Raw genomic sequence first — 24,590 nt, 5'->3', positions numbered from 1 at the left:
GAATGACTATGGGAGCATTATTTGATGATGAATTAAAGAAACTTAAAGGACACTTCATGGAAATGGGATTTGACAGTAGTGAACAAATCTATCAAGCCACCAAATCTTTCATTGATCATGATAAGGACCTCGCACGCAAAATCATTGCAGAGGACCCCAAGATTAACAACGAAGAAATGGATTTAGAGAAACAGTCCTTACAACTGATCGCACTCCAGCAACCCGTTGCCAGTGATTTTCGTCAAATTATCAGTATTTTAAAGGCCAGTACCGACATTGAACGAATCGGCGATCACGCCAATACGATTGCGAGAGAAACCATTAACGCCAAGGGCCATGAACGAATCCCGGCGGTCGAAAAAGTCATCAGTGAAATGACTGAACAAGTCCGTTCAATGTTAGAACAGGTACTAGAGGCCTTCTTTGAGGGCAATGCCTCGGAAGCCAAGAAAATTGCTGACCAGGATGAATCAATTGACAAGTATTACCATTCCACCAGAAAGTTAGTAACTGAATCCCTGAAAAAGAACAGTAAGACGGCGCAAGCGGCCCTAAGCTACTTAATGGTCATCCGATTGCTCGAACGGATCGGTGACCACGTCGTGAACCTCGCCGAATGGTTAGTTTACAATCAAACCGGCAAGATGGTCGAACTCAGTCACAGCACCAATCACGATGAAGAATACTTTGAAAACAACAAGTAACAAAGAAACCACCCTGATATTTCTATCAAGGTGGTTTTCGCTATTTATTGATTACTGGTTCGCTCAAAGAAGTCCAAAAACAACTGTTCCTCTTTTGGATCGTTTTGCCACAATAATTCTGGGTGCCACTGGATTCCCATGATACTAGCATCATCATTTTCAACCGCTTCGATGACACCGTCAGGAGATTTGGCCATGACGGTCAAACTATTTCCGACCTTTTTTAGGGCCTGATGATGAATTGAGTTCACCACCGGATGGTTTCCAACGGAATGGACCAACTGGCTTTTGGCTTTCACTTGCACCTCATGAAAATTATGCTTTGGATCGTCGTGTTTCACGTGTTGAACGTTAGACTTGGGTAAATCAGTGGCAATGTCTTGATAAAGACTACCACCAAAAGCTACGTTTAATACTTGAAGCCCCCGACAGATCCCTAAAAGTGGTTTTCTCCGGCGCACCATTTCTTTAATCAGTCCCATTTCCCACTCATCATGGGGTCGATAGTGCGCATCGTCTGGTTCGACTGATTTTTCGTGGAATAATTCCGGTTGAACATCTTGACCACCAGGAATAATTAAGCCATCAACTAAGTCAACATACTCGGAAATCATATCAAGCTCAGCCATGGGAATAATAACAGGCAGAATGCCGTGTTTTTGCAGTAAATCAATAAAAACTTGAGCAGTATAATTGGCGTAATCAAGGTTATAGTTAGGCGTCTTAATCCGGTTAACGTTTGCCGCAATTCCAATTCTCAAAATGAACCCCTCCATTACAATTTAGTAATTCCTAATGAATAAGAGCCATCCCGAATTAACGGGATAGCTCTTATTTGGTTTAAAAGTTAGTTTGGTCCAACTTCCCTATAATTGCAATAGCTTAATTAATTTTTTAATCTTTATTCGGAACTCAGACTCACAATTGGATCTAACTTAGCGGCCTTGGCTGCTGGAGCAAGTGCTGCTAGTAAACAAATAATAACAAAGACTAGTGCCCCAATAATGGAATTGGCCGGTGAAATTTGAACAATTGCGTACTTAATCGCTCCATTAGAAATCGTATCCGCTCCCCATTCGGCCAGGTAGGCGATGATAACCGCAAAGATGGACGAGAAGACTCCCAGAATAAAGGCTTCGGAGAAGAATAGGTTTCGAATGTTGCCCTTGGTAAAACCAAGTGCCCTTAGAATCCCAATCTCCTTGGTTCGTTCGGCAACACTAATGTAGAGCACCACGATGATCATAATTGCTGACACAAGGAGCGAGATTGCCGCAATTCCTGCTAGAACCCAAACAGCGACGTTAATGTAAGTGTTCAGTGTTGATACAATCGCCCCCGCTCCAGTAATTTGGTACTTAGCTTGTTGATTGGGCCCCTTCAACGCCTTAATCTTATCTTGAACCGGCTGAACGTTGGGAACTCCACCAGCAATGTTCACCGCGGCAAAGTTCGGTTCGTACTTCATTGTAGCCTCACTAAACATTGACTTCATTGTGTTGGAACTAACAAGTGCCATTGGGTTCACGTCACTAGTCACCCCACTCACAGTAACCTCTTTTGATAGGACATGGGGCTGCCCGTTGTCATCGGGGGCATTCGCAAACAACTTAATTTTTTGGCCCGTCATGTCGTACGGCTTCTTCTTATTAAAGCTTTGGGCCGTCTTCTTATTAATCAACACCTGATTATCTTTAGTGGGGACTGCTCCGGATTTAATGTTCTTCTTTAAGACCGCTCCTTGATAGTATGTTTGAATGTACTGAACGGAAGCGGTTTCATCGGCCGCTTTAAACTGACCGCCAGCTAAAAACTTACCCAACGTTGAACTTTTGACGTTCTTTAGGTCCTGCAACTGTTGGTTATCTTGGTTGGTCAGAAGTTCACTTTTAGGATTTTGTTCCTCTCCTTGTTTCTGTTTTCGACTAACCTGAATGGTAGTGGGATTAACCTCTGAATAAATTTCATGATTAATGTATCCCTTGACCCCATTGCCGAGACCTAACATGAAAATGACCGAAAAGATGCCGATGGCCGCCCCAAAAATAATTAACAGGTTGCGCTTCAGGTTATAACGAAAGTGTTCGAAGGCCATCGTAAAGATGGAAGCAAGTTTGGCCGGACGCGCCTGAAAGTCCGCCTGCGTTTTATTAACCGGGTAAGCGGGTTTTAAAATCCTATCTTCATCAATCTTCCCGTTGGCTAAATGAACGATCCTCGTTCCATAATTGGCAACCACCTGAGAGTGGGTGACGGCAATTACCAGTTTTCCGTCTTCTGCAATTTCGTTCATTAGTTCCAAGATGTCATCAGTATTTTGAGCGTCCAAGGCACCAGTTGGCTCATCAGCAATGATGATATCTGGGTCAGAAGCAAGTGCTCGAGCAATTGAAACCCGCTGCATTTGTCCACCTGAGAGTTGATTGGGGTACTTGTTACGGTGGTCATACAAACCAACCTTTTTTAAAAGTTCAGTGGCCCGTGCTTCTTGTTTTTTATGCATTAAAGTTGTCATTTCTAAAGAGACCATCACGTTCTCTTTAATGGTCAGATGATTCACAAGGTTAAAGTTTTGAAAGATAAAACCAATTGTGTTGCGCCGATACTCATCAAGTTGTTTACTGGTATCTTTTTTTAACGATTTCCCGTCAATTAAAACGTCACCGGAATAATCACTGTCTAGTCCAGCGATAATATTCATAAGGGTCGTCTTTCCACCACCAGATTCTCCCAGGATGGAAACAAATTCCCCACGATCGAAGTTGAGACTGATCCCGTTTAAAACATGAAAATCCTGATTATCCACATAATAGGACTTTTTGATGTTTCTTAGTTCTAAATAAGCCATTTGGTTCTCTCCTTCTTTTTTAGTAGTGTCCATTTTAAACTAATTTAAACAAAAGTAAATTTTAACCTGAAAGTAAGAACGGCCTTAACGGAAAATTAAAAAAATAATTTTGTGAAATATTTTCGTAATTTTTTCATAACAATAATTAAAATTAATTGCTTAATTCCCACTCTAATGCCGTTATCTATTTCACTTATCAAATTTCTTCTTTGTTCAATTTTTATTGGATCTATTTCAGAAGCTGGAATGCCCTTGCAAACAGTTTTCAAACGGTTTACATTATTACTTGGAAACAAATCTGATATTCCTGAAAGAAATCTTTCCATTTTTTTCGATCAGTTATGTTCAGATTGTAACGATATTAATTCATCAACTTTTCGAAAGGAAGTTATCTTATGTCAAAAATGAAAGCTTTAGTTATGACAGCTAAGCAACACATGGAGATTGAAGACAGAGATGTCCCAACCCCTAAGGACGACGAAGTCTTAGTTGAAACTGCCTACGCTGGTATCTGTGGTACCGATCACGCCTTATACAATGGTCTCCCAGGTTCAGCTGATGCTACTCCTCCAATCGTATTAGGTCACGAAAACTCTGGAGTTGTTTCCGCAGTTGGAAAGAACGTTAAGGACTTCAAGAAGGGTGATCGTGTTGTTGTTGACCCTAACATTTACTGTGACAAATGTTTCTACTGTCACACTGGCCGCTACGAATTGTGTGAAAACCTATCGGCCGTTGGTGTAACTAGAGATGGTGGTCTTGAAGACTACTTCACTGCCCCAGAAAAGGTTGTTTACCACATTCCTGATGAACTATCACTTCAAACTGCATGCTCAATGGAACCACTTTCATGTGCCGTTCACACGATGAAGATCACCGAAAACATTACCCCTTACCAACACGCTTTAATCATTGGTGATGGATACATGGCTAAGTTGTTTGCTCAACTACTTAGAATCTACGGAATCCAGAACATTGACATGACTGGTAGACATGATGAAAACCTTGCTTGGGAAAAGAAAGAACTTAACTTAAACAAGGTTATCAACACGACTAAGGAAAAAATCACTGACAAGTACGACATGGTAATCGAATGTGTTGGAAAGCCTGAAACCCAAGAACAAGCTGTTGAAGCAACTAATCCTGGCGCTCAAGTTATGATGTTTGGTGTTGGTGCACCAGGTCAAACATTTAACATGAACACTTACGAAATCTTCAAGAAGCAATTAACCATCAAGGGTTCAATGATTAACCCCCACAGTTTCGAAGATTCAATTGCTTTACTTTCAGATGGTTCCGTTAAGGTTACACCTTTCCAACACAACATCCTTACTTTAGAACAAGTACCTGGTGTATTAGCTGGTACTGACAAGGTTCAAGGCAAGTCAATTGTTAAAGTTAATGGTAATCTTAAATAATTGAACCAAAATCTGATCGTGGAGGGAAACTATGGCGAAGAAAACCGCTAATAGAAAAGCCAAACGTACCATTTCCATGACAGCTTCAATTATGTTCTTTATCCTTTCATTAATAATTAACTCTGCTGGAAATGTTTTGACTCTAGTAACAACTGCTAAGATTCATCCATCTTTTCTAGGTTCAGCTTACTGGACCGCAGCCGAAACCAACCTTGGAAATGCATTTCACTGGAACTTATTCTGGGCATTTCTAATCTTGGGAGTTGCCATTACCATTTTGAACGCCTTTTTAGTCGGTCACTGGGATTGGGGACGTGCCATTGGAAACGTCATCTTCATGGTTCCGTTCTCAGCACTCATCCAGGTCTTTGATGACTTCTTCATGGATGGTTCACTTCCAGTAATTGGAAAAGTATCATTTTTTGCTGGATTCCCTGAAGCCAAGGGTTGGATGATGGTCGCTTTCTATGTTCTCTTGAATTTCTTCGGGGTAGCATTGATTGCAACCGCCATCTCAATCTACCAACGAGTCAACTTAGTCTTGCATCCCGCTGATGATTTGATGCAGATCCTGCGATTTAAGTACTTCAATGGTGCTGCTGGGAAAGCCATGTGGGCTTCCTACATCCCACCGACTGTCATGGCAGTGGTTGCCTTTGCAATTACTCGTCAATTTACTAACTTAGGAGTAGGAACGATCTTTGCGTTTCTATTCCAAGGTGGAATCACTGGACTTGCTGATAAATACATCTTCCCTCACCTAAAGCATCAAGCGTTAGATGTTGGTGATGAATCAACGGTTGCCGTTGATATTGACGAAGACGAAAAGACGAAGAAAAAATAAGCAAAAGAAATAACCGATCTCAACCGAGATCGGTTATTTTTATTTAAACCACTATTTCAAACTTTTTAAAATCTCGCTCAATGCTGGTTGACCATAAACGTTATAACGTTTCTTGTACGCATCAATCGTTTTTTGGTCAAAGTTCTCTGGGTCAAGTGGGACAAAACTAGTATCAATTGGGTCAAACGCTTTAATCTTAGCGTCAATCACAATCGGCTTCGTGTTACCTTCAGCCTGCATTCGGTCAATCTCAACCATGACACTATCAAGTTCATCTTGACCTGAAACTTTAAAGCCATGAGCACCCATGCCTTCAGCAACTTGGGCAAAATCCGCTTGATAGAGGTCAACACCATAATCACTAATGCCAGATTGAACGTCTTCGTGTTCAATGTAACCAAAGTGTTCGTTTGACAAAACGACATTGATAATCGGCAAGTTGTACTTGGCCTGCGTAATCACATCCTGCATGACCATTGCAAATCCCCCATCACCTGAAATCGACCAAACTTGACGATCAGGATATGAGATTTTAGCAGCAATGGAAGCTGGTAGACCAAAGCCCATTGTTCCAAACCACGGTGACATGGCAAACTGCTGCTGCTGATTAAAGGGAAGTTGACGAATGGAATGCATGGTGTTGTTTCCAACGTCAAGTCCATAAACCGCATTCGACTTAGAATGGTCAGCGATTGCTTTCAAAACAGTCTCAGCTCTGAGACCCTCGTCGTAGTCAGTCGCAATGCTATCAAGCCATTTTAACCAATTCTCGCGATCAATTCGAGCGGCTTTTAAGAAATCACTCTTAGGAAGCTTTACATCTGAATCAATTAACATTTCTAAGAATTCCTTGGCATCACCGTGAATCGTGAGGTTGGCCTGATACTGACGACCCAAATCAGCCAGATTGTTATTAACTTGAATGATTTTTTTATCTTTAGGCATGAAGCGAGCAAACGGAAAGTCGTTTCCAAGCATAATAATCAGATCGGCAGCCTGAGAAACTTCAAATCCGGGTTTCGTTCCCAGTCTACCACGAGCACCCATGTAACTCAGATTGTCGTTTGGCATAATCCCAGTTGCAGGAGCCGTGGACAAGACTGGCATGCTAAACTGATCGGAAACTTTCACGATCTCATCTCGGGCACCCTTAGCACCTCTTCCGTACCAAAGAACCGGATGTTTGGCTTTCTTAATCATCTTAATGGCTTCATCAACGTCAGCTTGTTTAGGGTGAACCGTTTTAATGCTACTTGAAACGTTGGCTGTCTTAGTTGGTTCATAGTCAATCTCAGTTCCAAGTAAATCATTCGGTAAGATGACGACTGCTGGCCCCTTCTTTTGATAGGCCGTCCTGATGGCTTCATCAATAATCTTCGGTATCTGATCGGCAGTTGACGCCTGGCGGTTGTAAACCGAAACGTCAGCAAACATTGGCAGTTCATCCATTTCCTGAAAGAACCGCGTGTTCATCATTGGTTGGGGAACTTGTCCAACGAGGGCTAGCATTGGCGTATTGTCTTCCTTCGCGTCGTATAAACCATTAAACATGTGAGTCGCACCAGGACCAGCCGAACCAAAGGCGACCCCAATCTTACCGGTATACTTATGGTCAGCGGAAGCGGCCAAAGAACCGACCTCTTCATGTCTAACCTGAATATATTTAATGTTCTTTTTTTCCTCATCTAGCGCATTCAATAAGTTATTCAAAGAGCCAGCTGTGATGCCATACAAATGGTCGACATCCCAACTCTCAAGCACTTTCACCAGTGCTCTACTTGCTGTCATTTTACTCATAGAATCCCTCTTTTCGTTTTTTCCAATTTAACTGTTGACCCAATTGAATTATAAACCACTCCATCAATTTATCCTATCAGAAGCAATAAAAAAGACTCCTAGTCAGAGCCCTTACTTATTAATTCATATTTCTAAGCTGGTCATTTTTAGTGTAAAAACTATGATAACCCATGTAACATGCGATGATTGAACTAACGGCCGTAATCCCAAGCAACATGAAAGTTACCATGATCTGGTACTTAATGGCCTTAACCGGATCAACACCAGCAAAGATTAAACCAGCCATCATCCCGGGTAAACTAACCAGTCCAACGGTCATCGCAGTATCAATCGTGGGCTGCATCCCGGTCTTAATGCTGTCACGCACAATGTCAGAACAGGATGTCTTCACGTCGGCTCCCAGAGCTAATTTTTCAATAATCTGCTGTCTCCGGTCTTTAAACATGGAATTCATACTTCGATAACAAAGTCCCAAGGCAACCATTGAGTTACTGGCAACCATTCCGGTAATTGGTACCACTTGAGACGGGATAAACTTAATTGCTCCCGCAAAGACTAATACCGCAAGTACGACAATCGTGCTACTTCCTAATGCAATGATGGAAATGGGGAGTGCGTGTTCCATACCGTCACTACGTCCTTTGGCGTTATAAGCGGCGTTAAACAAAATAATTAAGATTAAAATCAGGGTTAAAAAAACGTTATTGATCCGAAAAACGAATCGTAAAACGTACCCAACTATAAATAACTGAACCACACAACGGATGGTGGCAATGATAATTGACTTATCAATGCCCAACTTTTCTTTCCATCCGACAAATAACGCGATTAAGACCAGGAGTCCAGTTAATGCGAGCGCTTGATTTGAAACAATTAAATTAGGCATCTTTATCTCCTTTAACTAGTCGTCCGTTAACAATTGTGACTAACTCGGTGGCATGGTCAATCTCACCTTGATCATGAGTAATCATGATGACCGTGGTGTGATCTTTTTGATTAATGTAATTAATCATCTTGTGCACACTTTCCTTGGTGTTTTCATCAAGGCCAGTGGTAACCTCATCTAAAATAAGCACATCAGGCACAAACATGATGTTGCGAATTAATGCGACCCGTTGGCGTTCCCCACCAGAAAGATTATCGACCGTCCGATCCAAATCACCATCACCTAGATCGACGGTTTGAAGTGCTTTTAACGCATGTTCTTTATCAAACGGTTTATTTCGAATCTGATATGGGAACTCAAGATTATCCTTGACCGTATTGCCAAACAAGGTGGGTTGCTGAACGGCGTATGATACTTTTCTCCGATACTCAATTGGATTTAAATCAGCGACGTTTTGGCCTTCAAAAATTACTTCACCAGAACTGGGAGTCAAAAGATCCGCCAAAAGTCTCACAAAAGTTGTCTTCCCACTCCCTGATGGACCAGTGATCGTAACGATCTCTCCGGCATCAACGCTCCAGCTGATATCCTTGATAATCTCACGTCCATCAGCGTCGTAGCATAGGTTTTTAGTTTCTAGTACTGCCATTTTGATACCTCTCTTTTCTTTTTAACAAATTAACAGTATGATTATACAACACTTTTGTATCATATATGAGTCTGCTATAATGACGTAGACGTTGTTATGAAGAAAAAAGGAGTTCTAATGAGTTATAAAAGAGTTAGAAACGGTTCAAAAAGATCGTCAAATGTTTCGGTAGAACTCCACCAACGAGTTACGGTCACCATCAAGCGTCTCGGAATTAATGGTGAGGGAATTGGTTATTTTCACCGCAAATTAATTTTTATTCCTGGTGCGCTAGTTGGTGAATTAGTTCAAGCTGATGTAACCGAGATTAAACCTAAATACCTACGCGGAAAATTAGTTCAAATTGATAAGGAAAGTCCCTTTCGGGTTAAACCGCGTGATCCATATGCTGGAGAAGTTGGTGGTTTTGAACTCGAAGACCTCGCATACCCTAAGCAACTGGAATTCAAACGTGATTTAGTTAAACAATCGCTTAGAAGATATCATCCGAGGGCTTATGATCATTATGATGTCAGGGAAACGATCGGGATGGATAATCCCTATGAATACCGTAATAAGGCCCAGTTTCAAGTTCGAACTGAAGCAAACGGAAGAGTCATCGCCGGATTATATAAAGAAGGAACTCACGAAGTGGTCGACATGGAGACCTGCTCCGTTCAGTATCCGCTTACCATGAAGGTCATGCACGCTTTAGTCGAAATGGTTCAGGAACTAAACATCCCAACGTTCGTTGAATCCAATCACTCTGGCATTTTAAAAACCTTGGTAGTTCGAGCAGCTCTCAATACCAACGACGTGCAGGTGGTTTTCATCACTAACACGCCCAAGTTGATTAAGAAAAATCAACTCTTAGAAATGATTTCCGATCGCCTTCCAGAAGTCACTTCCGTCATGCAAAACATCAATCCTGGTGACTCACCTTTGATCTGGGGAGAAAAGACGGTTCATTTAGCTGGAAATGATAGTATTACCGAAAAAATTAATGGTTTATCATTTGAGTTGTCACCAAGAGCTTTCCTCCAACTCAACAGCATCATGACACCAAAACTCTACGATTTAGCTGGAACAGCCCTCAATCTTGATTCTGATGATCGTTTGATTGATGCATATTCTGGGGTAGGAACCATCGGTCTTTCATTAGCAAACCAAGTTTCTGAAGTTAGAGGAATGGATACCATTAAGGAAGCCATCACCGACGCCAATCATAATGCAGCAATCAATCATATTGATAACGCCACCTACTACTTTGGCAGTGCCGAGGATTTGATGCCGCAGTGGATAACCGAGGGTTTTAAACCCACGGCACTGGTGGTTGACCCACCACGCGTTGGCCTTGACCAACACTTAATTGATGCCATTTTAACCGCTAAACCACAAAAATTTGTATATGTTTCATGTAATCCATCAACGCTAGCTCAGAATCTGGTCCAACTAACGAAGTCTTATAACGTGGACTACCTGCAACCAGTTGATATGATGCCACAGACTCCGCACGTCGAAGTCGTCGTCAAATTTACTTTAAAGTCTTAGAAAGGTCCAATTGTCAATGAATCCATTCGATAACGGCAATAATAGTGGGAATAATGGCATGAACAACATGTTCTTGCCACCTAACTACGCCGTCGTGCAAAATAAAGAAACCCAAGAAGTCAAAGTCCAAAAGGTGGGCTTCTCATTCACTACGCTAGTTTTTGGAATCTGGCCTTCTATTTTTCGTGGTGATTTCTATAATACCCTTTGTATGCTAGGGGTGGATTTTATCCTAGCAATGGCACTTACCGTCTTAACTGGATTAAACATCGCATCCTCTGCCTATGAGATTTTTGCAATCATGCCATTAGCATGGAGTTTTGTATACAATATGATGTTTTTCCGGCATTTGCAAAATAAGGGATTTGTTCCCATCAATAAACGTTCAGCTGAACTTTTAAAACGAAGTCATTATTATAAATAATTAGGAACACAAAAAACACTTCACATAATGTGAAGTGTTTTTTTGTTTGAGATTAATGATTTTATAGCATAACGGTAACGGCAGCAGCAACGATGATCAAAGCTAAACCAATCAAAGTAGCAACCATTTCCTTTGGAGTCTTCTTCTGGTGTAAGAAATAAACACCGGTCAAGGTAGCAACAACTACTGATACCTGTGATAGAACGAATCCAGTTGAAAGACCTAACATGTTTGGTTGTGCAGCAATCAAGTATGAGAATGCGGCAATTGCAAAGAAGAAACCAGCAATAATCTGTTTGTATGAAACACCCTCAGCAAACACATTTTCACTCTTCATGTTCATCAAACCGTAGATAATAGCCATCAAGACCATTCCCATTGCCTGTGGCAAGAATGCTTCCATTGGGGTCATTACTGAAGTGGACTGTGGCAAAATTCCCTTAGCCCAAGTCAAGTTATTAACCTGTGGAGCGGCTGAGTATAACCAGTAACCAATAACACCAATTAACTGTAAGATAACGGCTTTTTCAAGCGCACCTTTATTAACGTTTTCTTTGTTTTGGCTCCAAGTGGTAAGAGTGGCACCGATAATGATAACGATCAAAGCAAGGATTCCAATGATCTTGTGACCAATACCAGGCCAACTACTTAACGCAAATGCACCCCACAAAGCAGTTACAATCAACTGAAATGCGGTCGTGATTGGCATAACTCTTGAAGAACCAATCAAAGAATAACCTTTAAAGGCCATGATTTGACCGAAGCCCCAACCCATACCAGACAAGATTCCGTAGACTAAGTTCCAGCCCATTGGGAAACCAGCTTGGGTGAATAATAAGACAACAATCGCAAAAATCAATGTACCAACTGTGGCACCAAAGATTTGGTTCGTTGGTTTACCACCAATTTTTGATGAAATAGTTGGAAATAGCCCCCAACCAATCACTGGAATTAATCCAATTAATATTGCTTCAAAACTCATATCCCATACCTTCTTTTCAAAATACTTTTGTAACCCTTATTTACGAAATTAATTATAACACGTCAAAAATAAAAAGAAAACGTTTTCATTAAGAAAAATTTAAAAACTTGCCAAAGCAAGTCTTAATTAATGGGTTTAAAAGCTTGCGTGGCCTTAACCGCTCGCTTCCATCCCTGATACAATTTATCTCGTTCAGCTGCTTTCATTGAAGGGGTGAAAATCTTTCCCTCTTCGTAAATGGACTGAACTTCATCTAAATCTTTCCAGAACCCGGTTGCTAGTCCACTCAAGATGGCAGCCCCAAATCCGGTCGTTTCTTCATCGCTGGCTCGTTGAACCGGAATATTCAAAATGTCAGACTGAAACTGCATTAAGTAACTATTGCGACTAGCTCCCCCATCAGCTCGAATCTGTGGAATATCGAGATCGGTATCGGACTCCATTGTGTTAACGATATCCTTAGTTCCATACGCAATTGACTGAAGCGTGGCCTTTACAAAATCATCACTGTTAGTTCCTCGGGTAATCCCAAAAACGGCTCCTCTGACATTTTGGTCCCAGTATGGGGCCCCTAATCCATTAAAAGCAGGAACAACGTAGATTTCATTGTGGTCGGTCGATCGTTTAGCCGCCTGTCTGGACTCAGGAACACTGGTGATAATCTTCATTTGGTCTCGAAGCCACGTCAACGCACTTCCAGCCACGAAGATTGAACCCTCAAGTGCATACGTAATTTTTCCGTTAATTCCATACGCAATGGTCGTCAACAAATTCTCGTCTGAGTACTGCGGCTGGTGTCCCGTATTCATCATGATGAAAGCACCATCACCATAGGTGTTTTCAACCATTCCCTTTGAAAAGCCCATTTGTCCGATCAACGCCGCCTGCTGATCGCCAGCAATTCCAGCAATTGGGACACTAACACCATAAAATTGGTAGTTTTCGGTCGTTCCATAAACTTCATCAGAAGCATGAACGGTCGGAAGCATGATCTTTGGAATGTTTAAAATCTTCAAGATTTCGTCGTCCCACTTTAAGTCATTAATGTTAAACATCATCGTTCGACTGGCGTTCGTATAATCAGTAATGTGATATTTCCCACCAGACAATTTCCAGACGAGCCACGTATCAATGGTCCCAAATAACAATTCACCATCAGAAGCGCGCTTCTGTGACCCATTAACGTGGTCTAAAATCCACCTGACCTTGGTAGCGGAGAAATACGAGTCAATAACTAGGCCCGTTTTTTTATGAATTAGGTCCTCGTACCCCCTGTTTTTTAAGTCTTCAGCAATTGAATTAGTTTGTTTTGAAAGCCAACCAATGGCATTGTAAATGGGTTTGCCGGTCACTTTGTCCCACACTACCGTGGTCTCACGCTGATTGGTAATCCCCACTGAGGCAATGTTTTCGGGGTGAATGGAGGCGTCAATCAAGGCACTCGCAATGGCAGAAAGCACGGAGTTCCAAATCTCGTTTGGATCCTGTTCAACCCATCCGTCACTATTGATAATCTGAGGAACTTCCTTGTAACTCTCAATGACTTTTCTACCACTATGATCATAAATAATCGCTCTCGTACTAGTCGATCCTTGATCAATCGCTAGGACGTAATCTTTATTGTCAGACAACTGGTTCATCTCCGTTTCATCGTATTTTTGATACTCATACTAGCACGATTCAATTCATCTCACTACTTGAAAATAAAAGAGAAAGTAGAATAAAATCTACTTTCTCTTTTATGGCATCATTAATTAACGCTTAACTTCAACCCGAATATCAGCATCAATATCTTTTGGCTCAACCTGTTCGTCATAAGAAAAATCAGCATCTTTAAAGTATTCCTTGATTTCAGCATTAATCTCGTTTAAATCACGAACATCATTATCCTGACGTTTAATCAACAACGTGTACTGCTTGTTATCTTCATCAACGTTTTCAAAATCATAACCAACATCAACCGTGTTTAAGATTTCTTGAATCATTTGTCTTTCAGTCATTGCCATAATTCATACTCTCCTTAATAATCTTCATACGCTAAGCTTATTCTATTTTCTAATATTTGTAAAATCATATCTCAAAAATTCATGTGGAACACGGGCTTCATGATATAATTATATTACACTGACATTGAAAGGTGGGTTACATGGAAAACATGGAAAATAAAAGAGTTCTAGCCATTCCAACTGGTGAAAATTTTCGTGAGTTAGGTGGATACCAAACTGTTGATGGTAAAACCACTAAGTGGCACAAGTTACTACGTGCGGGACACTTAGGTGAGCTCAGTGAAAATGATCTAAAAACCCTTGAGCATTACGGGGTTCGCTTTGACGTTGATCTCAGAAGTCAACCTGAAGTCGACATCCTGGCCGATCAAGTGGAAACTTCTGCTGTCGACTACATTTTTGATCCGATCTTTAAAGAAGACGCAACCGACAATTCGAAAAGTCCAGCTGAAATGAAGAAAGTCCTGTGCAATCACCCTAATTATGGTCATGATCATATGGAACACGTCTATAAAAGCATGATTAAAACGAAACACTGTCGTTTGGCTTTTAAAAAATTATTTGAAGTTTTACTCGATAACAGGCAAGATGACGAGTCCGTCCTATTTCACTGTACAGCTGGAAAAGACCGAACCGGAATGTCTGCGACCATGATCCTCTCTGCCCTAGGAGTCGATCGTAAAACCATCGAAGAAGATTACCTGTTAACCAATCAGGTGGCAAAACCAGTGATTGATGCTCGATTAGAGCAAGCCAAAGAAGAAGGATATAATGATGCAGCCCTAAAGAGTCTAAGATCCCTTTATAGTGTCTCATTAGACTTTTTCAATGCCGCAATGGATGAAATCAATCAATTATACGGCGGAATGAACCAATTTCTCCATGAAGGTATTGGATTGACCAATGCCGACATTCATCAGTTACGTCAAATTTACCTTGAATAATTTGCATATTGTTAATTCGGCTAGGTAATGATACGATGAGTTTATCAAAAGTAGTCTAATATTTAAGTGATAAGAGAAGTGGCGGTTGGTGCAAGCCACACAGGATATTAGATGAACTACCTAAAATTACACATTAAGATAAGTGCAGGTACTTTTGTATCTGAACGTGGGTGGTACCGCGCACAAGCGTCCCAGTAGTCAATTACTACTAGGACGCTTTTTATTTATCAACAACAGGAGGAAAACAACAATGAATATCATTGAAGATTTAAAATGGCGAGGTGCCATTAACCAAACAACCGACGAAGACGGACTAGAAAAATTAACCAACGAGAAAAAGATTGCCCTATACTGTGGGGTCGATCCAACTGGTGATAGTATGCACATTGGTCACCTAATTCCGTTTATGATCATGGAACGTTTTTCACGGGCTGGTTTTCACCCTTACATCCTAATCGGCGGGGCCACCGGTTCCATCGGTGATCCAAGTGGGAGAAACACCGAACGTCCCCTTCAGACCAAACAGATGGTCAAACACAACGTTAACGCCTTAACAAAGCAAATGAAGCACCTCTTTGGCAGTGACAGTAACATTCACATCGTGAATAACTACGACTGGACGTCTAACGTGTCACTGCTTGATTTTCTTCGTGACTACGGAAAGCTCTTTAACGTCAACACCATGTTATCAAAGGAAGTGGTGGCTAGCCGCCTGGAAAATGGCATTTCATTCACAGAATTCACCTACCAAATCCTACAAGCATTGGACTTTCTCACTCTTTATCGTGACCATGACGTTCAACTCCAGATTGGTGGTGGAGACCAATGGGGAAACATCACGGCCGGAATTGACCTCATTCATCGCGTTGAAGGTCAAGACGCCGAGGTATACGGATTGACCATCCCATTAATGCTTAAATCAGACGGAACTAAGTTTGGAAAGACCGCTGGTGGTGCTGTTTGGCTTGATCCAGAAAAGACCTCACCGTATGAATTTTACCAGTTCTGGCTAAACCAAAACGACGCTGACGTTATCAAATACCTCAAATACTTCACCTTTTTGCCTAAGGATCAAATTGATGAACTGGCCCAAAAAGTTAAAGATAAGCCTTGGAAACGAGAAGCCCAGAAAACGTTAGCACGTGAGGTCACGAAATTTGTGCACGGTGAAGACGCCGTTAAGCAGGCCGAAAATATCTCAAAAATTCTTTTTAAAGGCAACGTTCAAGACCTATCAGTAAAAGAAGTTAGTCAGGCATTTAACAGTGTCCCAACGTCTACGATTAGTTCTGATCCCGTAAACGTAGTCGATTTAATCATTGCGGCTGGAGTTGATAAATCCAAACGTCAGGCTAGAGAAGACGTTAATAATGGCGCTATTACCATCAATGGAGCAAAGGTTACCGACGTCAACACTGAAATTAACCCCCAAGCTCAATTTGACGGGAAGTTTATCATCATACGACGCGGCAAGAAACGTTACTTCTTAGCTAAAGTTAAGTAAATAAATCCCGGTATCATAAATATGGTACTGGGATTTTTTTGGATCCAAAAAAGGGGCGAAGAATTATTCTTCGTCCCCTTTGCATCTTGTTTTTCGTTTGAGTAATCGTTAACTTGAAATTAAATCTTACCAGTAGTTATGTGATGCTCGAAATTGAGCAGCGGCAGCGATTGAACCGTAACGTGAAACTGCGTATTGACGAGCCACACGTTCTTGGTTAGCTGGAGAGTAATCACCATTTAAGTATGATGAAGACAATTGGTATTTACCAATGTACTGACCGTTTCGAGCACTGTATGAGTTACCAGATTCAACTTGTGCAATTGATGCTAAACCAGAGTTATCACCGGCATTGCTTGCATTATTGTTACTGCTTGCAGCAGGTTGAGTAGTGGTTGTAGTTGTTGCTTGTTGTTGTGTTTGAGCAGGTTGTGCGTTTTGCTGTGGTGCAGCAGTGTATTGTGCATTGCTACTTACCTGAGCAGATGGTTGTGTTTGAGTATTGTTACTTTGGTAAGTCATGTTGCTTGCGTTAGTAGGTAATGTTAACTTTTCTCCGACATGAATCAGGTTAACATTCTTAAGGTGGTTAGCCTTAACAATGCTGCCGATGCTAGTATTGTGTTGCTTTGCGATTTTTGAGACTGTGTCACCGCTCTTAACGGTAACTTGATTAGTGTTAGTGGCGGCATTGGCGTTGAAGCCTGCAGTCATTAACACACCGGCTACTGTGAAAATAGATGCTAAAAGCACCTTTACGTTTCTAGATTTTAATAAAATGATAAATCACTCCTATAAATTTTTGTTACTTCCGTTTTCTTAAAACTGAAATATACTCAAACAACAATTTCACATTCTAAATACTGTTATTTACATGGCAAAAACAGCAATGTTAAAAAAACCGATTATTTTGTCACGTTGTAACATCAATGTAACAAAACTCGTAAAAATGCCCGTTTTCAAGGATTGATCAACAATTCACAACACCAATTTTTAGCAAAAGAAAAAGCCTTCTGCCATAAAAAAAGTTATTAAAAGCATAAGACTTTACTTAATTTCATCATTTTTCAGCTAATTTTCGATTAAAATAGTGCTCTAATTTACTCTTAGGATACACTCCGGTGACCTTCTCAACGCCCTTTCCGTTACGAAATAATACTAGTGTTGGAATACTCATGACCCGGTATTTTCTGGCAATCTCCTGATTATCATCGACATTAAGCCTTAAAAACTTGATTCGACCTTTGTACTCACGTTCCAGTTCTAAAATCAACGGATCCATCATTTTACATGGACCACACCATGGTGCCCAGAAGTCAACCACGGTCATTGGTCCCGTAATTTCTGAGTCAAAATTATTCTGGTTTAGATCCACTGCCATAGTCTTTCCCCCTCTTCACGTTAATCACATGGATAACTAAAGTAGCCACTAGTGTGACAATTACCAAGATTCCAAACCATCCCGCTGGAATCTCAATGTCAATCATTGGAATCGATAAGAAAAGTTTCAATGCAATGATAATGATCAAAAAGTACGCCATCGGCTGTAGTTCAGGAATCTTTTTCATCAACATCATTATGACTTCAGCTACCCCACGCATCGCTAAAATCCCAATCATCCCACCAATTAAGACGATCACTGGATTAGGTGAAATGGCTAACGACGCTAGCACCGAATCAATTGAAAAGATAATGTCCATGAATTCAATCTGAACTACCACCCACCAAAAGTACTTGCGAGTGTGGTTTTTCTTATTTGGTTTGACCTGATGAGTTCGGCTCTTTTTGTGCTTATTCTTGTGCATATTATAGAAGAAACTAAACGCAAGATAAAACAAATAAGCTGCACCTAATACCTTAATGATCCAGAACCTAATTAGGTACACTCCGACTCCGATGATCAAAAAGCGAAAGATGTATGCTCCCCACATTCCGTAAAACAAAGATTCTTCCTGCCACTTTTTAGTAGGAAGAACTTGAGTCTGGGCCGCAAGGACAACTGCATTATCAACGGATAAAAGACATTCAATCACTACCAATGAGAAAATAATCAACCAGTCATTTCCAGACGTTATGACGGTTTCCCAGTTATGTAGATCAAAAAAAGGACCATATAATTTAGCGAGTAGGTCGAACAATCAAAGACTCCTCCATTAGTTAGTTGTAATTAGTAATTGTTAATTGCTTTAACGTCGTATTTCATTAATTGATGGTTCACGATGACACCAATCAGCTTATTAGCGTAATCGGGATCGGTAGCGTAGCCATTTTTTTGCAACAAGTTGGCTTCTTGCCTAAAGCTCGTAATGCCCGTTTTCTTTAAAAACTTGGTATTTAAAGTCTCATTATGATCCTCGATGGCATCAGCAACCGATGGATATTTTCTAAACTGACCCACTTCGGTCGTTTTCTTGTTATTAACGTACTCGGTCGTATCGTACGAGATTGACTGACCATTGTACGTTCCCTTGATTCCAAACGGATTATTGGCTTTCTTATAGAGTTCGGATTGCCCCCAATTCGATTCGAGAATGGCCTGTCCGATCACGATACTTGGCAAAACCTGTTGTTTTTTTTCGTAAATCTTAACGGCTGGGTCACCAATTTTTTGAATAAACTCTTTGTGCTGAGTTTCGATCTCTTTATCACGTTTCTTGGTTGCGTTATTCATTTGCTCTTGTCGAACTTGATATGAATGGTTAATCAACATGTGTCTAATCTTAAATGCAGCGAACACAAGTAGTAAGACGACGACTACTCCAATCACAACTGCAATCCACACGTTTTTCTTTTTACTGTGTTTCACGGACAACATCTCCCTATGTGGTTATTATACCTTAGCCAACTATTTTTTGTTGAGTATTTATGATTACTTAAAAAAGTTTCTTACTCATTTCCAATTACGCATTATAATAGAAGAAACACCCACTAAAATCGACTAACTTAGCCATTTAGTGTAGTATGAAGATATCTGACAATATAGTAACGGGAGTAGTTTTGCATTGATTAAAATTGAAAAAATCAACCAAAATATTAACTGGATTAAAACCATCGATTGCCGTCCAGCTGATAAGGAAATTTTAAAAACAGAATACCATTTAAATAACGAAATGCTCTATTATGCACTTGACCGTCACGAACGACCTCGGGTTGAATATTACGATGAAGAAGGAGTCCTCCTTTTCATTTTTGATGTGGCCGAACCGACTCGTTTTAACGGGGATGTTTCTGCTGAACCAATTGGAATCATAACCCATGACAACATGTTATTTACGTTCACGGCCGATAAAACTAACTTCGTTAACGAACTCATTTCTTCCATTATAAAAAAAGCCGGTTCAAAACAACTCGCAGAATTGCAACCAATTGACGTAATTAATAAAACGTTGTACCAACTATCCGTCCAATACTTTGATTATATTAACCAAATCAACAGTGTCAGAACTAACATTCAACGTAACTTACGTGGCAAGGCCAATAAAAGTGCCATCAACCACCTGCTTAATCTACAGACCGACTTAGTATATTTCCTAACGTCACTCGGATCAAACAACGATATGATTAACGACTTCAAGCGGCGTTTTACAAGGGACCTCACTGAGGATCAAAAAGCTGCCGTTGAAGATATCAGTATCGAACTTCAACAGGGACTTTCGATGGCAGAGATGGCGAACGCCGCGACCCAGCAAGTAGCAAGCGCTTATTCCAACCTCCTTGATAGTGACTTGAACAACACGATTAAGTTTTTAACCGTTTTTTCGTTAATTCTAAGTGTTCCAAACATCGTATTTGGGTTCTATGGTGAAAACGTAAAACTTCCATTTATGGATAAACCATCAGCGTGGATTATAACCATTATCATCACGATCATTTTTATCATCATTGTGTTGCTGTTTTTACGTGCAAACCATTTCTTTAAGAACTAATTTAATATAAAATGAGCATGAGGGGGTAGTGAAATAAAATGAAAGGAATTTTCTTCGATGAAACATTTTATAAGGACGTTACACGAAAATAGGATTTTCTCTTTAATTATTTGGCTAGTTGTCATTTTTATGGCAATTGTCAGTCTCCCCAACCTGAGTCAGGTTGTGATGCAGGCTGGCAACCCGGAAATGAACTCAAAGTCCCAGATGTATAAAGCACAGAACTTACAGAACCAATGGGGCGAAGGCTTAGATGGAACCACAAGTATGAACATCGTTTACCACGCCAACAAGGGTAAAATTACCAGTTCTGAGCAAAAGGACATTTACAATCGGGTTGGTATGATTCAGAAAAGTAACGGGGACAACGGTATTAGTCGGATCACCACCGCTCACACGAGCCCGAATGGTGCCTCAAAGTTTATCTCCAACGATCAATCAACCGAGATTGTGAATATTCATGTTCCAAAAAGCAATGCCACAAGTGCAAGTTTTGCTAACACGCTTCAAAAGCAATTCAACGTTGATAATGGACTGAAGACGTACGTCACCGGTCCGCAATTAATTAATCAAGACAACAATGAGAAGATTTTAAGCGTCACTAACATTGTGACCATTGCAATTTTCATTCTTTCTTTAGTCTTTATTGCCATTGCATTTAGATCACTATTAGCACCGGTTTTTACCTTTATCATCCTGATCATCGCTTACCTGGTTTCATTAAGTGCAACAGCTTTAATGTCAACTCAACTTAGTCTCCCGTATTCGCCATACATTCCTTTAGTAACTGGCTTGGTAGTAACTTTATTTGGTACCCTTGCTAGTTTCTTTTTGTATCGACGTTTTGAATTGGCACTTAAAAACGAAAGCGTTGACCCCAGTAAAACAGCCACTAAAAGTCTTACATATCCACTTGGGGCAACCGCAATAATTACGTCATTAGCATTTGGATCACTTTACCTGCTCAAGTTTAGTTCGGTTCGGGCCATTGGTAGCGTCGCCATTGTCGTACTAATAACTCTATTCGCCGTGATGACCGTGACCCCAATGTTCATGCAACTCCTTGGACCAACCTTTTTCTGGCCAAAGAAGAAGACTTTAAAACTCGCAAACGAGGGCTTCTGGGGTAAACTTGCCCATGTCTCGTTTTTAAAACCTCTCCTAGGACTACTAATTGCATTAGTGATTACGGTCCCACTAGTTTTATTCTATCGTCCTAATGTAACCTACCTTACTAACAACAATTTAATTGCTAATGATCAGGCTGAAGTCGGTAGACACATCCTTCAAAATCACTTTAATAAGGGAAAACCAACTCCAGTCACTATTTACATCAAAAATAACCGACCCTTTAATAATGACAACACCATTAGTGCCATTGACCAGGTTACAACGAAGCTTCAGTCCCAAAAAAACGTTGCGCAGGTGTACTCTGTGACTCAACCAGGTGGGGATGAAATTGATAAATACTATTTACGAAATCAATTGAATAAGACCACTTCAACGCTTAATGGCATTAGTAATTCCCTTAAGGGCTCACAAAGAACCCTTAAGGGTGCAAACAAGACACTTCAACAGAAAAACATTAAGAATCAAACTAAATCAGTCGATTCACTGATTAGACAACTTGATCGGATTAGCGATACGAGTGAACAAGCTGACACCAACAATTTCAGCACATTCACTCCACTTGAAACGGCTCAGTCATCTAATCAAGCCCAGAAGTCCAAAAAACTTCGCCAAAATCTCTCACAAGTGTCTGATCAGTTGAGTACCACCAGTCAAAGCTTGACCCAGTTAAGCAACCAAATCTCTGACGCCCAAAATTCTGGACTGGAAGCGCAAGAAGCGGTCCAGCAATACAACGAACAAGCGTCTAAAGTTCGTGGTGAAATTGCGTCCGTTAACCGAACTTTAAAGGAAAGTAAGGATAAGTTAACGCCCGTCACTGGTTACTTAAATGGTGTCAAGAAGTCAAGTGCTGGGAATACCTTCTACATCTCACCGCAACAGATTAATGACACCGATTTTTATCAAACTAAGTATAATTTTGCAAGCGAAAACCAAAAAATCACTAAGCTCGAAGTAGAATTTAACAATGATCCCACTGGCAACACGAACTTAAATAACGTTCACAACATGCAAAATACGGTTAGAAACCAGTTACAAAACACCAGCCTTGAAAATGCTAAGGTCGCTTATACCGGCCAGCCAATTGAAAACGCCAACGTTCAAACTAACTTTGACCACGACTTTATTATTGGAATGATAATGATCATCTTAATCGTTTTCGCCTCCATCATCATCGTTAGTCGTTCCATTCTCCAACCATTTTGGTGGTTGGTCACATACGTGATGAGTGTCTTTTCCGCACTGAAGGCCACCCAACTTATCATGTACTATGCCGCAAGTGACAGTCAATTAAACTGGCAGGCATCCGTTTCAATGCTGGTTCCCCTTTCCATAACTGGGATATTTGAATTAACCTTTTTGGCCATTTCCTACCGAAAACAAAATCCAGACTTACTAGGATGGTTGACCGGTGGGACAAGTGCATTTACAAAAACAGTTAGTTACGTGATGTTTGCTACCATTATCATTACATTCGGTCTTTTCGTTAGTCTGCTTCACTCGCTTGACTTCATCGGACTGACCGTCATCATCACGATTATTATTTTTAATGTCATCCTGCCACTTGTCACGACTGGACTTGGCAAACTAGCAATCACGTTACCTCGTTCCGATTTGCATCATTGGCCCCTTTATAAAAACAAACGAGCCAAAAATAAATAATCAAAAAGCCATCAGTTAAACTGATGGCTTTTATTATGCCCTAAACATTCATTTTACGAATTGATTTAAAGTAAAGAAACAAGATGACCAAAGAACCAGACATTGCCGTAACACCAAATAATACAAAAATCACCTGAATGTTAATAACCTTTGAAAAGGCACTGATAAACAATGACTCAAGTGCCATCAAAAGAGCCGTAAATTAGATTGCAAAAAGACATCAACGTAACTCGGAGTCGTTTTACCACTGTATCCTGCAGTTCAGCGTTTAGTGTCGTATCCCACACTTCAAAAAGTGAACTAAAAATTACAAATGCAATTAAAGCAACGATGAAATTCGAAATCCCTAAGAGCAGTGACATCAATAAGCCAATTGCCATGCTTAAAGAAATCACCCTCATTCGGCCATATTTAGCAACTACTTTAAAGACGTTTGCCGAAAAAAACAGCTCCAATGATATCAACAATCGCTAGGATCATCGCAATGTTACCGGTGCTAAATCTTGTAATGTGGGATAGATACAACGACCCGTATTGATACATAATCGAAGCCGTAGCCTGTGAAATCGCCACTACTAGGATTAACTTCTGGTAATTTTTATTACTGACCAAGAAAGTCCTCAATTGCTTTAAGACACTTGGAGCATTGGGCTCATTAACCACCGGTCGAGGTTTGATCACTAATACCGTCATGATTGAAAGAACGTGGGCCATAATTGAGGCGGTAAAGACCAGTGGCCACGAAATGTCTGCCAAATACCCACCAACCATATTACTGAAAGCAACCGTACAAATCATGATGGCGTTGTAACGTCCCCAAAATTTCTGGTAGTGTTGTTTTTCATCTGCCTCATAAATGATGGCCTCATCGGTTCCCGAAATTAGCGAAAGTCCAATTCCAAACAAAACGAACCCACCAAATACTAGCAAGTGGTTACGTGCGACAAAAAAAGTTGCCACGTATAATACACACATTATCTGACCCAAAATCAAAGTGGTTTTGTAGCCAATTTTGTCAGCAATGATTCCGGATGGTAGTTCACAAATAACCTGAGTTGCGTTAATCACAAGTTGTAATAATGCAATTTGGCCAACTGACCATCCCATATGTTTCAAATAAAGCATCCAAATTACTAATTCAAAGGTTAAGTTAGAAAAGAATGCGTACGTATACATTTTCCTGATATTTTTCATAATTTCCCTCATTTCAGTTTAACGATTACTAATGAAGTTGAGGAAATTCAATGATTGATTCAGGATGAATGTTTCACCCAAATAATCGAATGAAATTATGATTCAACTTCATTTCACAACTATTTGGGAAACAGTCTGTCT

The 24,590-nt window shown here is 40.5% G+C and carries 24 protein-coding genes; 9 read left to right on the top strand and 15 right to left on the bottom strand.

Annotated features, from left to right (window positions below; genetic code table 11):
- Positions 1 to 8 precede the first annotated feature (8 nt).
- On the top strand, positions 9 to 704 hold the full coding sequence (gene phoU, locus AC6UD1_RS04945) for a phosphate signaling complex protein PhoU (RefSeq protein ID WP_500694048.1): 696 nt from the start codon (positions 9 to 11) through the stop codon (positions 702 to 704).
- Between the two features lie 44 nt (positions 705 to 748).
- Here phoU and AC6UD1_RS04940 read toward each other — a convergent pair whose 3' ends face one another.
- The 3 genes from AC6UD1_RS04940 to AC6UD1_RS04930 form a co-directional block, all read right to left on the bottom strand.
- Positions 749 to 1,465, bottom strand: a complete 717-nt coding sequence (locus tag AC6UD1_RS04940; RefSeq protein WP_500707435.1) for a gamma-glutamyl-gamma-aminobutyrate hydrolase family protein — start codon at positions 1,463 to 1,465, stop codon at positions 749 to 751.
- 140 nt (positions 1,466 to 1,605) lie between these two features.
- Positions 1,606 to 3,552 (bottom strand): ABC transporter ATP-binding protein/permease, encoded by a 1,947-nt coding sequence (locus AC6UD1_RS04935; RefSeq protein WP_500707434.1) that lies wholly within the window; start codon positions 3,550 to 3,552, stop codon positions 1,606 to 1,608.
- Between the two features lie 95 nt (positions 3,553 to 3,647).
- Positions 3,648 to 3,878, bottom strand: a complete 231-nt coding sequence (locus AC6UD1_RS04930) for a hypothetical protein (protein WP_500694051.1) — start codon at positions 3,876 to 3,878, stop codon at positions 3,648 to 3,650.
- Between the two features lie 78 nt (positions 3,879 to 3,956).
- Here AC6UD1_RS04930 and AC6UD1_RS04925 point away from each other — a divergent pair, with 78 nt between their 5' ends.
- Together AC6UD1_RS04925 and AC6UD1_RS04920 are read left to right on the top strand one after the other, a co-directional pair.
- Entirely contained in the window at positions 3,957 to 4,970 is a 1,014-nt protein-coding gene (locus AC6UD1_RS04925; RefSeq protein WP_500694138.1) for a zinc-dependent alcohol dehydrogenase family protein, read from the top strand.
- Positions 4,971 to 5,001: 31 nt separating this feature from the next.
- Entirely contained in the window at positions 5,002 to 5,814 is an 813-nt protein-coding gene (locus AC6UD1_RS04920) for a DUF6198 family protein (protein WP_500695811.1), read from the top strand.
- A 51-nt stretch (positions 5,815 to 5,865) separates the two neighbouring features.
- Here AC6UD1_RS04920 and spxB read toward each other — a convergent pair whose 3' ends face one another.
- The 3 genes from spxB to AC6UD1_RS04905 all read right to left on the bottom strand — a co-directional run bounded on the left by spxB (position 5,866) and on the right by AC6UD1_RS04905 (position 9,146).
- Entirely contained in the window at positions 5,866 to 7,611 is a 1,746-nt protein-coding gene (gene spxB, locus AC6UD1_RS04915) for a pyruvate oxidase (protein WP_500707433.1), read from the bottom strand.
- A gap of 118 nt (positions 7,612 to 7,729) precedes the next feature.
- A complete protein-coding gene (locus tag AC6UD1_RS04910; protein ID WP_500694054.1) occupies positions 7,730 to 8,497 on the bottom strand; it encodes an ABC transporter permease in 768 nt (255 codons plus the stop codon).
- The gene (locus AC6UD1_RS04905; protein ID WP_500694055.1) at positions 8,490 to 9,146 is read right to left on the bottom strand and encodes an ABC transporter ATP-binding protein; all 657 of its coding nucleotides are present in this window, start codon (positions 9,144 to 9,146) and stop codon (positions 8,490 to 8,492) included. Before AC6UD1_RS04905 ends, AC6UD1_RS04910 begins: the two co-directional genes overlap by 8 nt.
- Before the next feature lie 117 nt (positions 9,147 to 9,263).
- Here AC6UD1_RS04905 and rlmD point away from each other — a divergent pair, with 117 nt between their 5' ends.
- Both rlmD and AC6UD1_RS04895 read left to right on the top strand, forming a co-directional pair.
- Positions 9,264 to 10,676 (top strand): 23S rRNA (uracil(1939)-C(5))-methyltransferase RlmD, encoded by a 1,413-nt coding sequence (rlmD, locus tag AC6UD1_RS04900; protein WP_500695813.1) that lies wholly within the window; start codon positions 9,264 to 9,266, stop codon positions 10,674 to 10,676.
- 10 nt (positions 10,677 to 10,686) lie between these two features.
- A complete protein-coding gene (locus AC6UD1_RS04895; protein WP_500694057.1) occupies positions 10,687 to 11,100 on the top strand; it encodes a hypothetical protein in 414 nt (137 codons plus the stop codon).
- 61 nt (positions 11,101 to 11,161) lie between these two features.
- Here the strand turns inward: AC6UD1_RS04895 and rbsU are convergent, their stop codons facing one another.
- The 3 genes from rbsU to AC6UD1_RS04880 all read right to left on the bottom strand — a co-directional run bounded on the left by rbsU (position 11,162) and on the right by AC6UD1_RS04880 (position 14,088).
- On the bottom strand, positions 11,162 to 12,082 hold the full coding sequence (gene rbsU, locus AC6UD1_RS04890) for a ribose/proton symporter RbsU (RefSeq protein ID WP_500694058.1): 921 nt from the start codon (positions 12,080 to 12,082) through the stop codon (positions 11,162 to 11,164).
- A gap of 122 nt (positions 12,083 to 12,204) precedes the next feature.
- Positions 12,205 to 13,722: a glycerol kinase GlpK gene (gene glpK / locus AC6UD1_RS04885; protein WP_500694059.1), complete on the bottom strand. Its 1,518-nt coding sequence runs from the start codon at positions 13,720 to 13,722 to the stop codon at positions 12,205 to 12,207.
- A gap of 114 nt (positions 13,723 to 13,836) precedes the next feature.
- A complete protein-coding gene (locus AC6UD1_RS04880) occupies positions 13,837 to 14,088 on the bottom strand; it encodes a hypothetical protein (RefSeq protein ID WP_010022943.1) in 252 nt (83 codons plus the stop codon).
- A 140-nt stretch (positions 14,089 to 14,228) separates the two neighbouring features.
- Here AC6UD1_RS04880 and AC6UD1_RS04875 point away from each other — a divergent pair, with 140 nt between their 5' ends.
- Together AC6UD1_RS04875 and tyrS are read left to right on the top strand one after the other, a co-directional pair.
- Positions 14,229 to 15,032 (top strand): tyrosine-protein phosphatase, encoded by an 804-nt coding sequence (locus tag AC6UD1_RS04875; RefSeq protein WP_500707432.1) that lies wholly within the window; start codon positions 14,229 to 14,231, stop codon positions 15,030 to 15,032.
- A 250-nt stretch (positions 15,033 to 15,282) separates the two neighbouring features.
- Positions 15,283 to 16,536 carry a tyrosine--tRNA ligase gene (gene tyrS / locus AC6UD1_RS04870; RefSeq protein ID WP_500707431.1) on the top strand — a complete coding sequence of 418 codons (1,254 nt, stop codon included), beginning with the start codon at positions 15,283 to 15,285 and terminating at the stop codon, positions 16,534 to 16,536.
- A 126-nt stretch (positions 16,537 to 16,662) separates the two neighbouring features.
- On the opposite strand, the gene apf is transcribed toward tyrS, so the two are convergent.
- From apf to AC6UD1_RS04850, 4 genes are all read right to left on the bottom strand, one after another.
- Positions 16,663 to 17,289: an aggregation-promoting factor gene (apf, locus tag AC6UD1_RS04865; protein WP_500707430.1), complete on the bottom strand. Its 627-nt coding sequence runs from the start codon at positions 17,287 to 17,289 to the stop codon at positions 16,663 to 16,665.
- Positions 17,290 to 17,596: 307 nt separating this feature from the next.
- Positions 17,597 to 17,917 (bottom strand): thioredoxin, encoded by a 321-nt coding sequence (gene trxA / locus AC6UD1_RS04860; protein WP_500694063.1) that lies wholly within the window; start codon positions 17,915 to 17,917, stop codon positions 17,597 to 17,599.
- On the bottom strand, positions 17,892 to 18,674 hold the full coding sequence (locus AC6UD1_RS04855) for a TerC family protein (RefSeq protein ID WP_500696965.1): 783 nt from the start codon (positions 18,672 to 18,674) through the stop codon (positions 17,892 to 17,894). The genes trxA and AC6UD1_RS04855 overlap by 26 nt, the downstream gene beginning before the upstream one ends.
- 29 nt (positions 18,675 to 18,703) lie before the next feature.
- On the bottom strand, positions 18,704 to 19,351 hold the full coding sequence (locus AC6UD1_RS04850) for a glycoside hydrolase family 73 protein (RefSeq protein ID WP_500707429.1): 648 nt from the start codon (positions 19,349 to 19,351) through the stop codon (positions 18,704 to 18,706).
- A gap of 187 nt (positions 19,352 to 19,538) precedes the next feature.
- Here AC6UD1_RS04850 and AC6UD1_RS04845 point away from each other — a divergent pair, with 187 nt between their 5' ends.
- Together AC6UD1_RS04845 and AC6UD1_RS04840 are read left to right on the top strand one after the other, a co-directional pair.
- Positions 19,539 to 20,462 carry a magnesium transporter CorA family protein gene (locus AC6UD1_RS04845; protein ID WP_500694066.1) on the top strand — a complete coding sequence of 308 codons (924 nt, stop codon included), beginning with the start codon at positions 19,539 to 19,541 and terminating at the stop codon, positions 20,460 to 20,462.
- A gap of 129 nt (positions 20,463 to 20,591) precedes the next feature.
- Positions 20,592 to 23,255, top strand: a complete 2,664-nt coding sequence (locus AC6UD1_RS04840) for an MMPL family transporter (protein WP_500707428.1) — start codon at positions 20,592 to 20,594, stop codon at positions 23,253 to 23,255.
- 40 nt (positions 23,256 to 23,295) lie between these two features.
- On the opposite strand, the gene AC6UD1_RS04835 is transcribed toward AC6UD1_RS04840, so the two are convergent.
- Both AC6UD1_RS04835 and AC6UD1_RS04830 read right to left on the bottom strand, forming a co-directional pair.
- Positions 23,296 to 23,442 (bottom strand): hypothetical protein, encoded by a 147-nt coding sequence (locus AC6UD1_RS04835; protein WP_500707427.1) that lies wholly within the window; start codon positions 23,440 to 23,442, stop codon positions 23,296 to 23,298.
- 236 nt (positions 23,443 to 23,678) lie between these two features.
- Entirely contained in the window at positions 23,679 to 24,449 is a 771-nt protein-coding gene (locus tag AC6UD1_RS04830; RefSeq protein ID WP_500707426.1) for an MFS transporter, read from the bottom strand.
- Positions 24,450 to 24,590: the final 141 nt, after the last annotated feature.

Source organism: Fructilactobacillus sp. X8R1C1, assembly GCF_059900945.1.
This window is presented reverse-complemented; position numbering and strand designations above follow the sequence as displayed.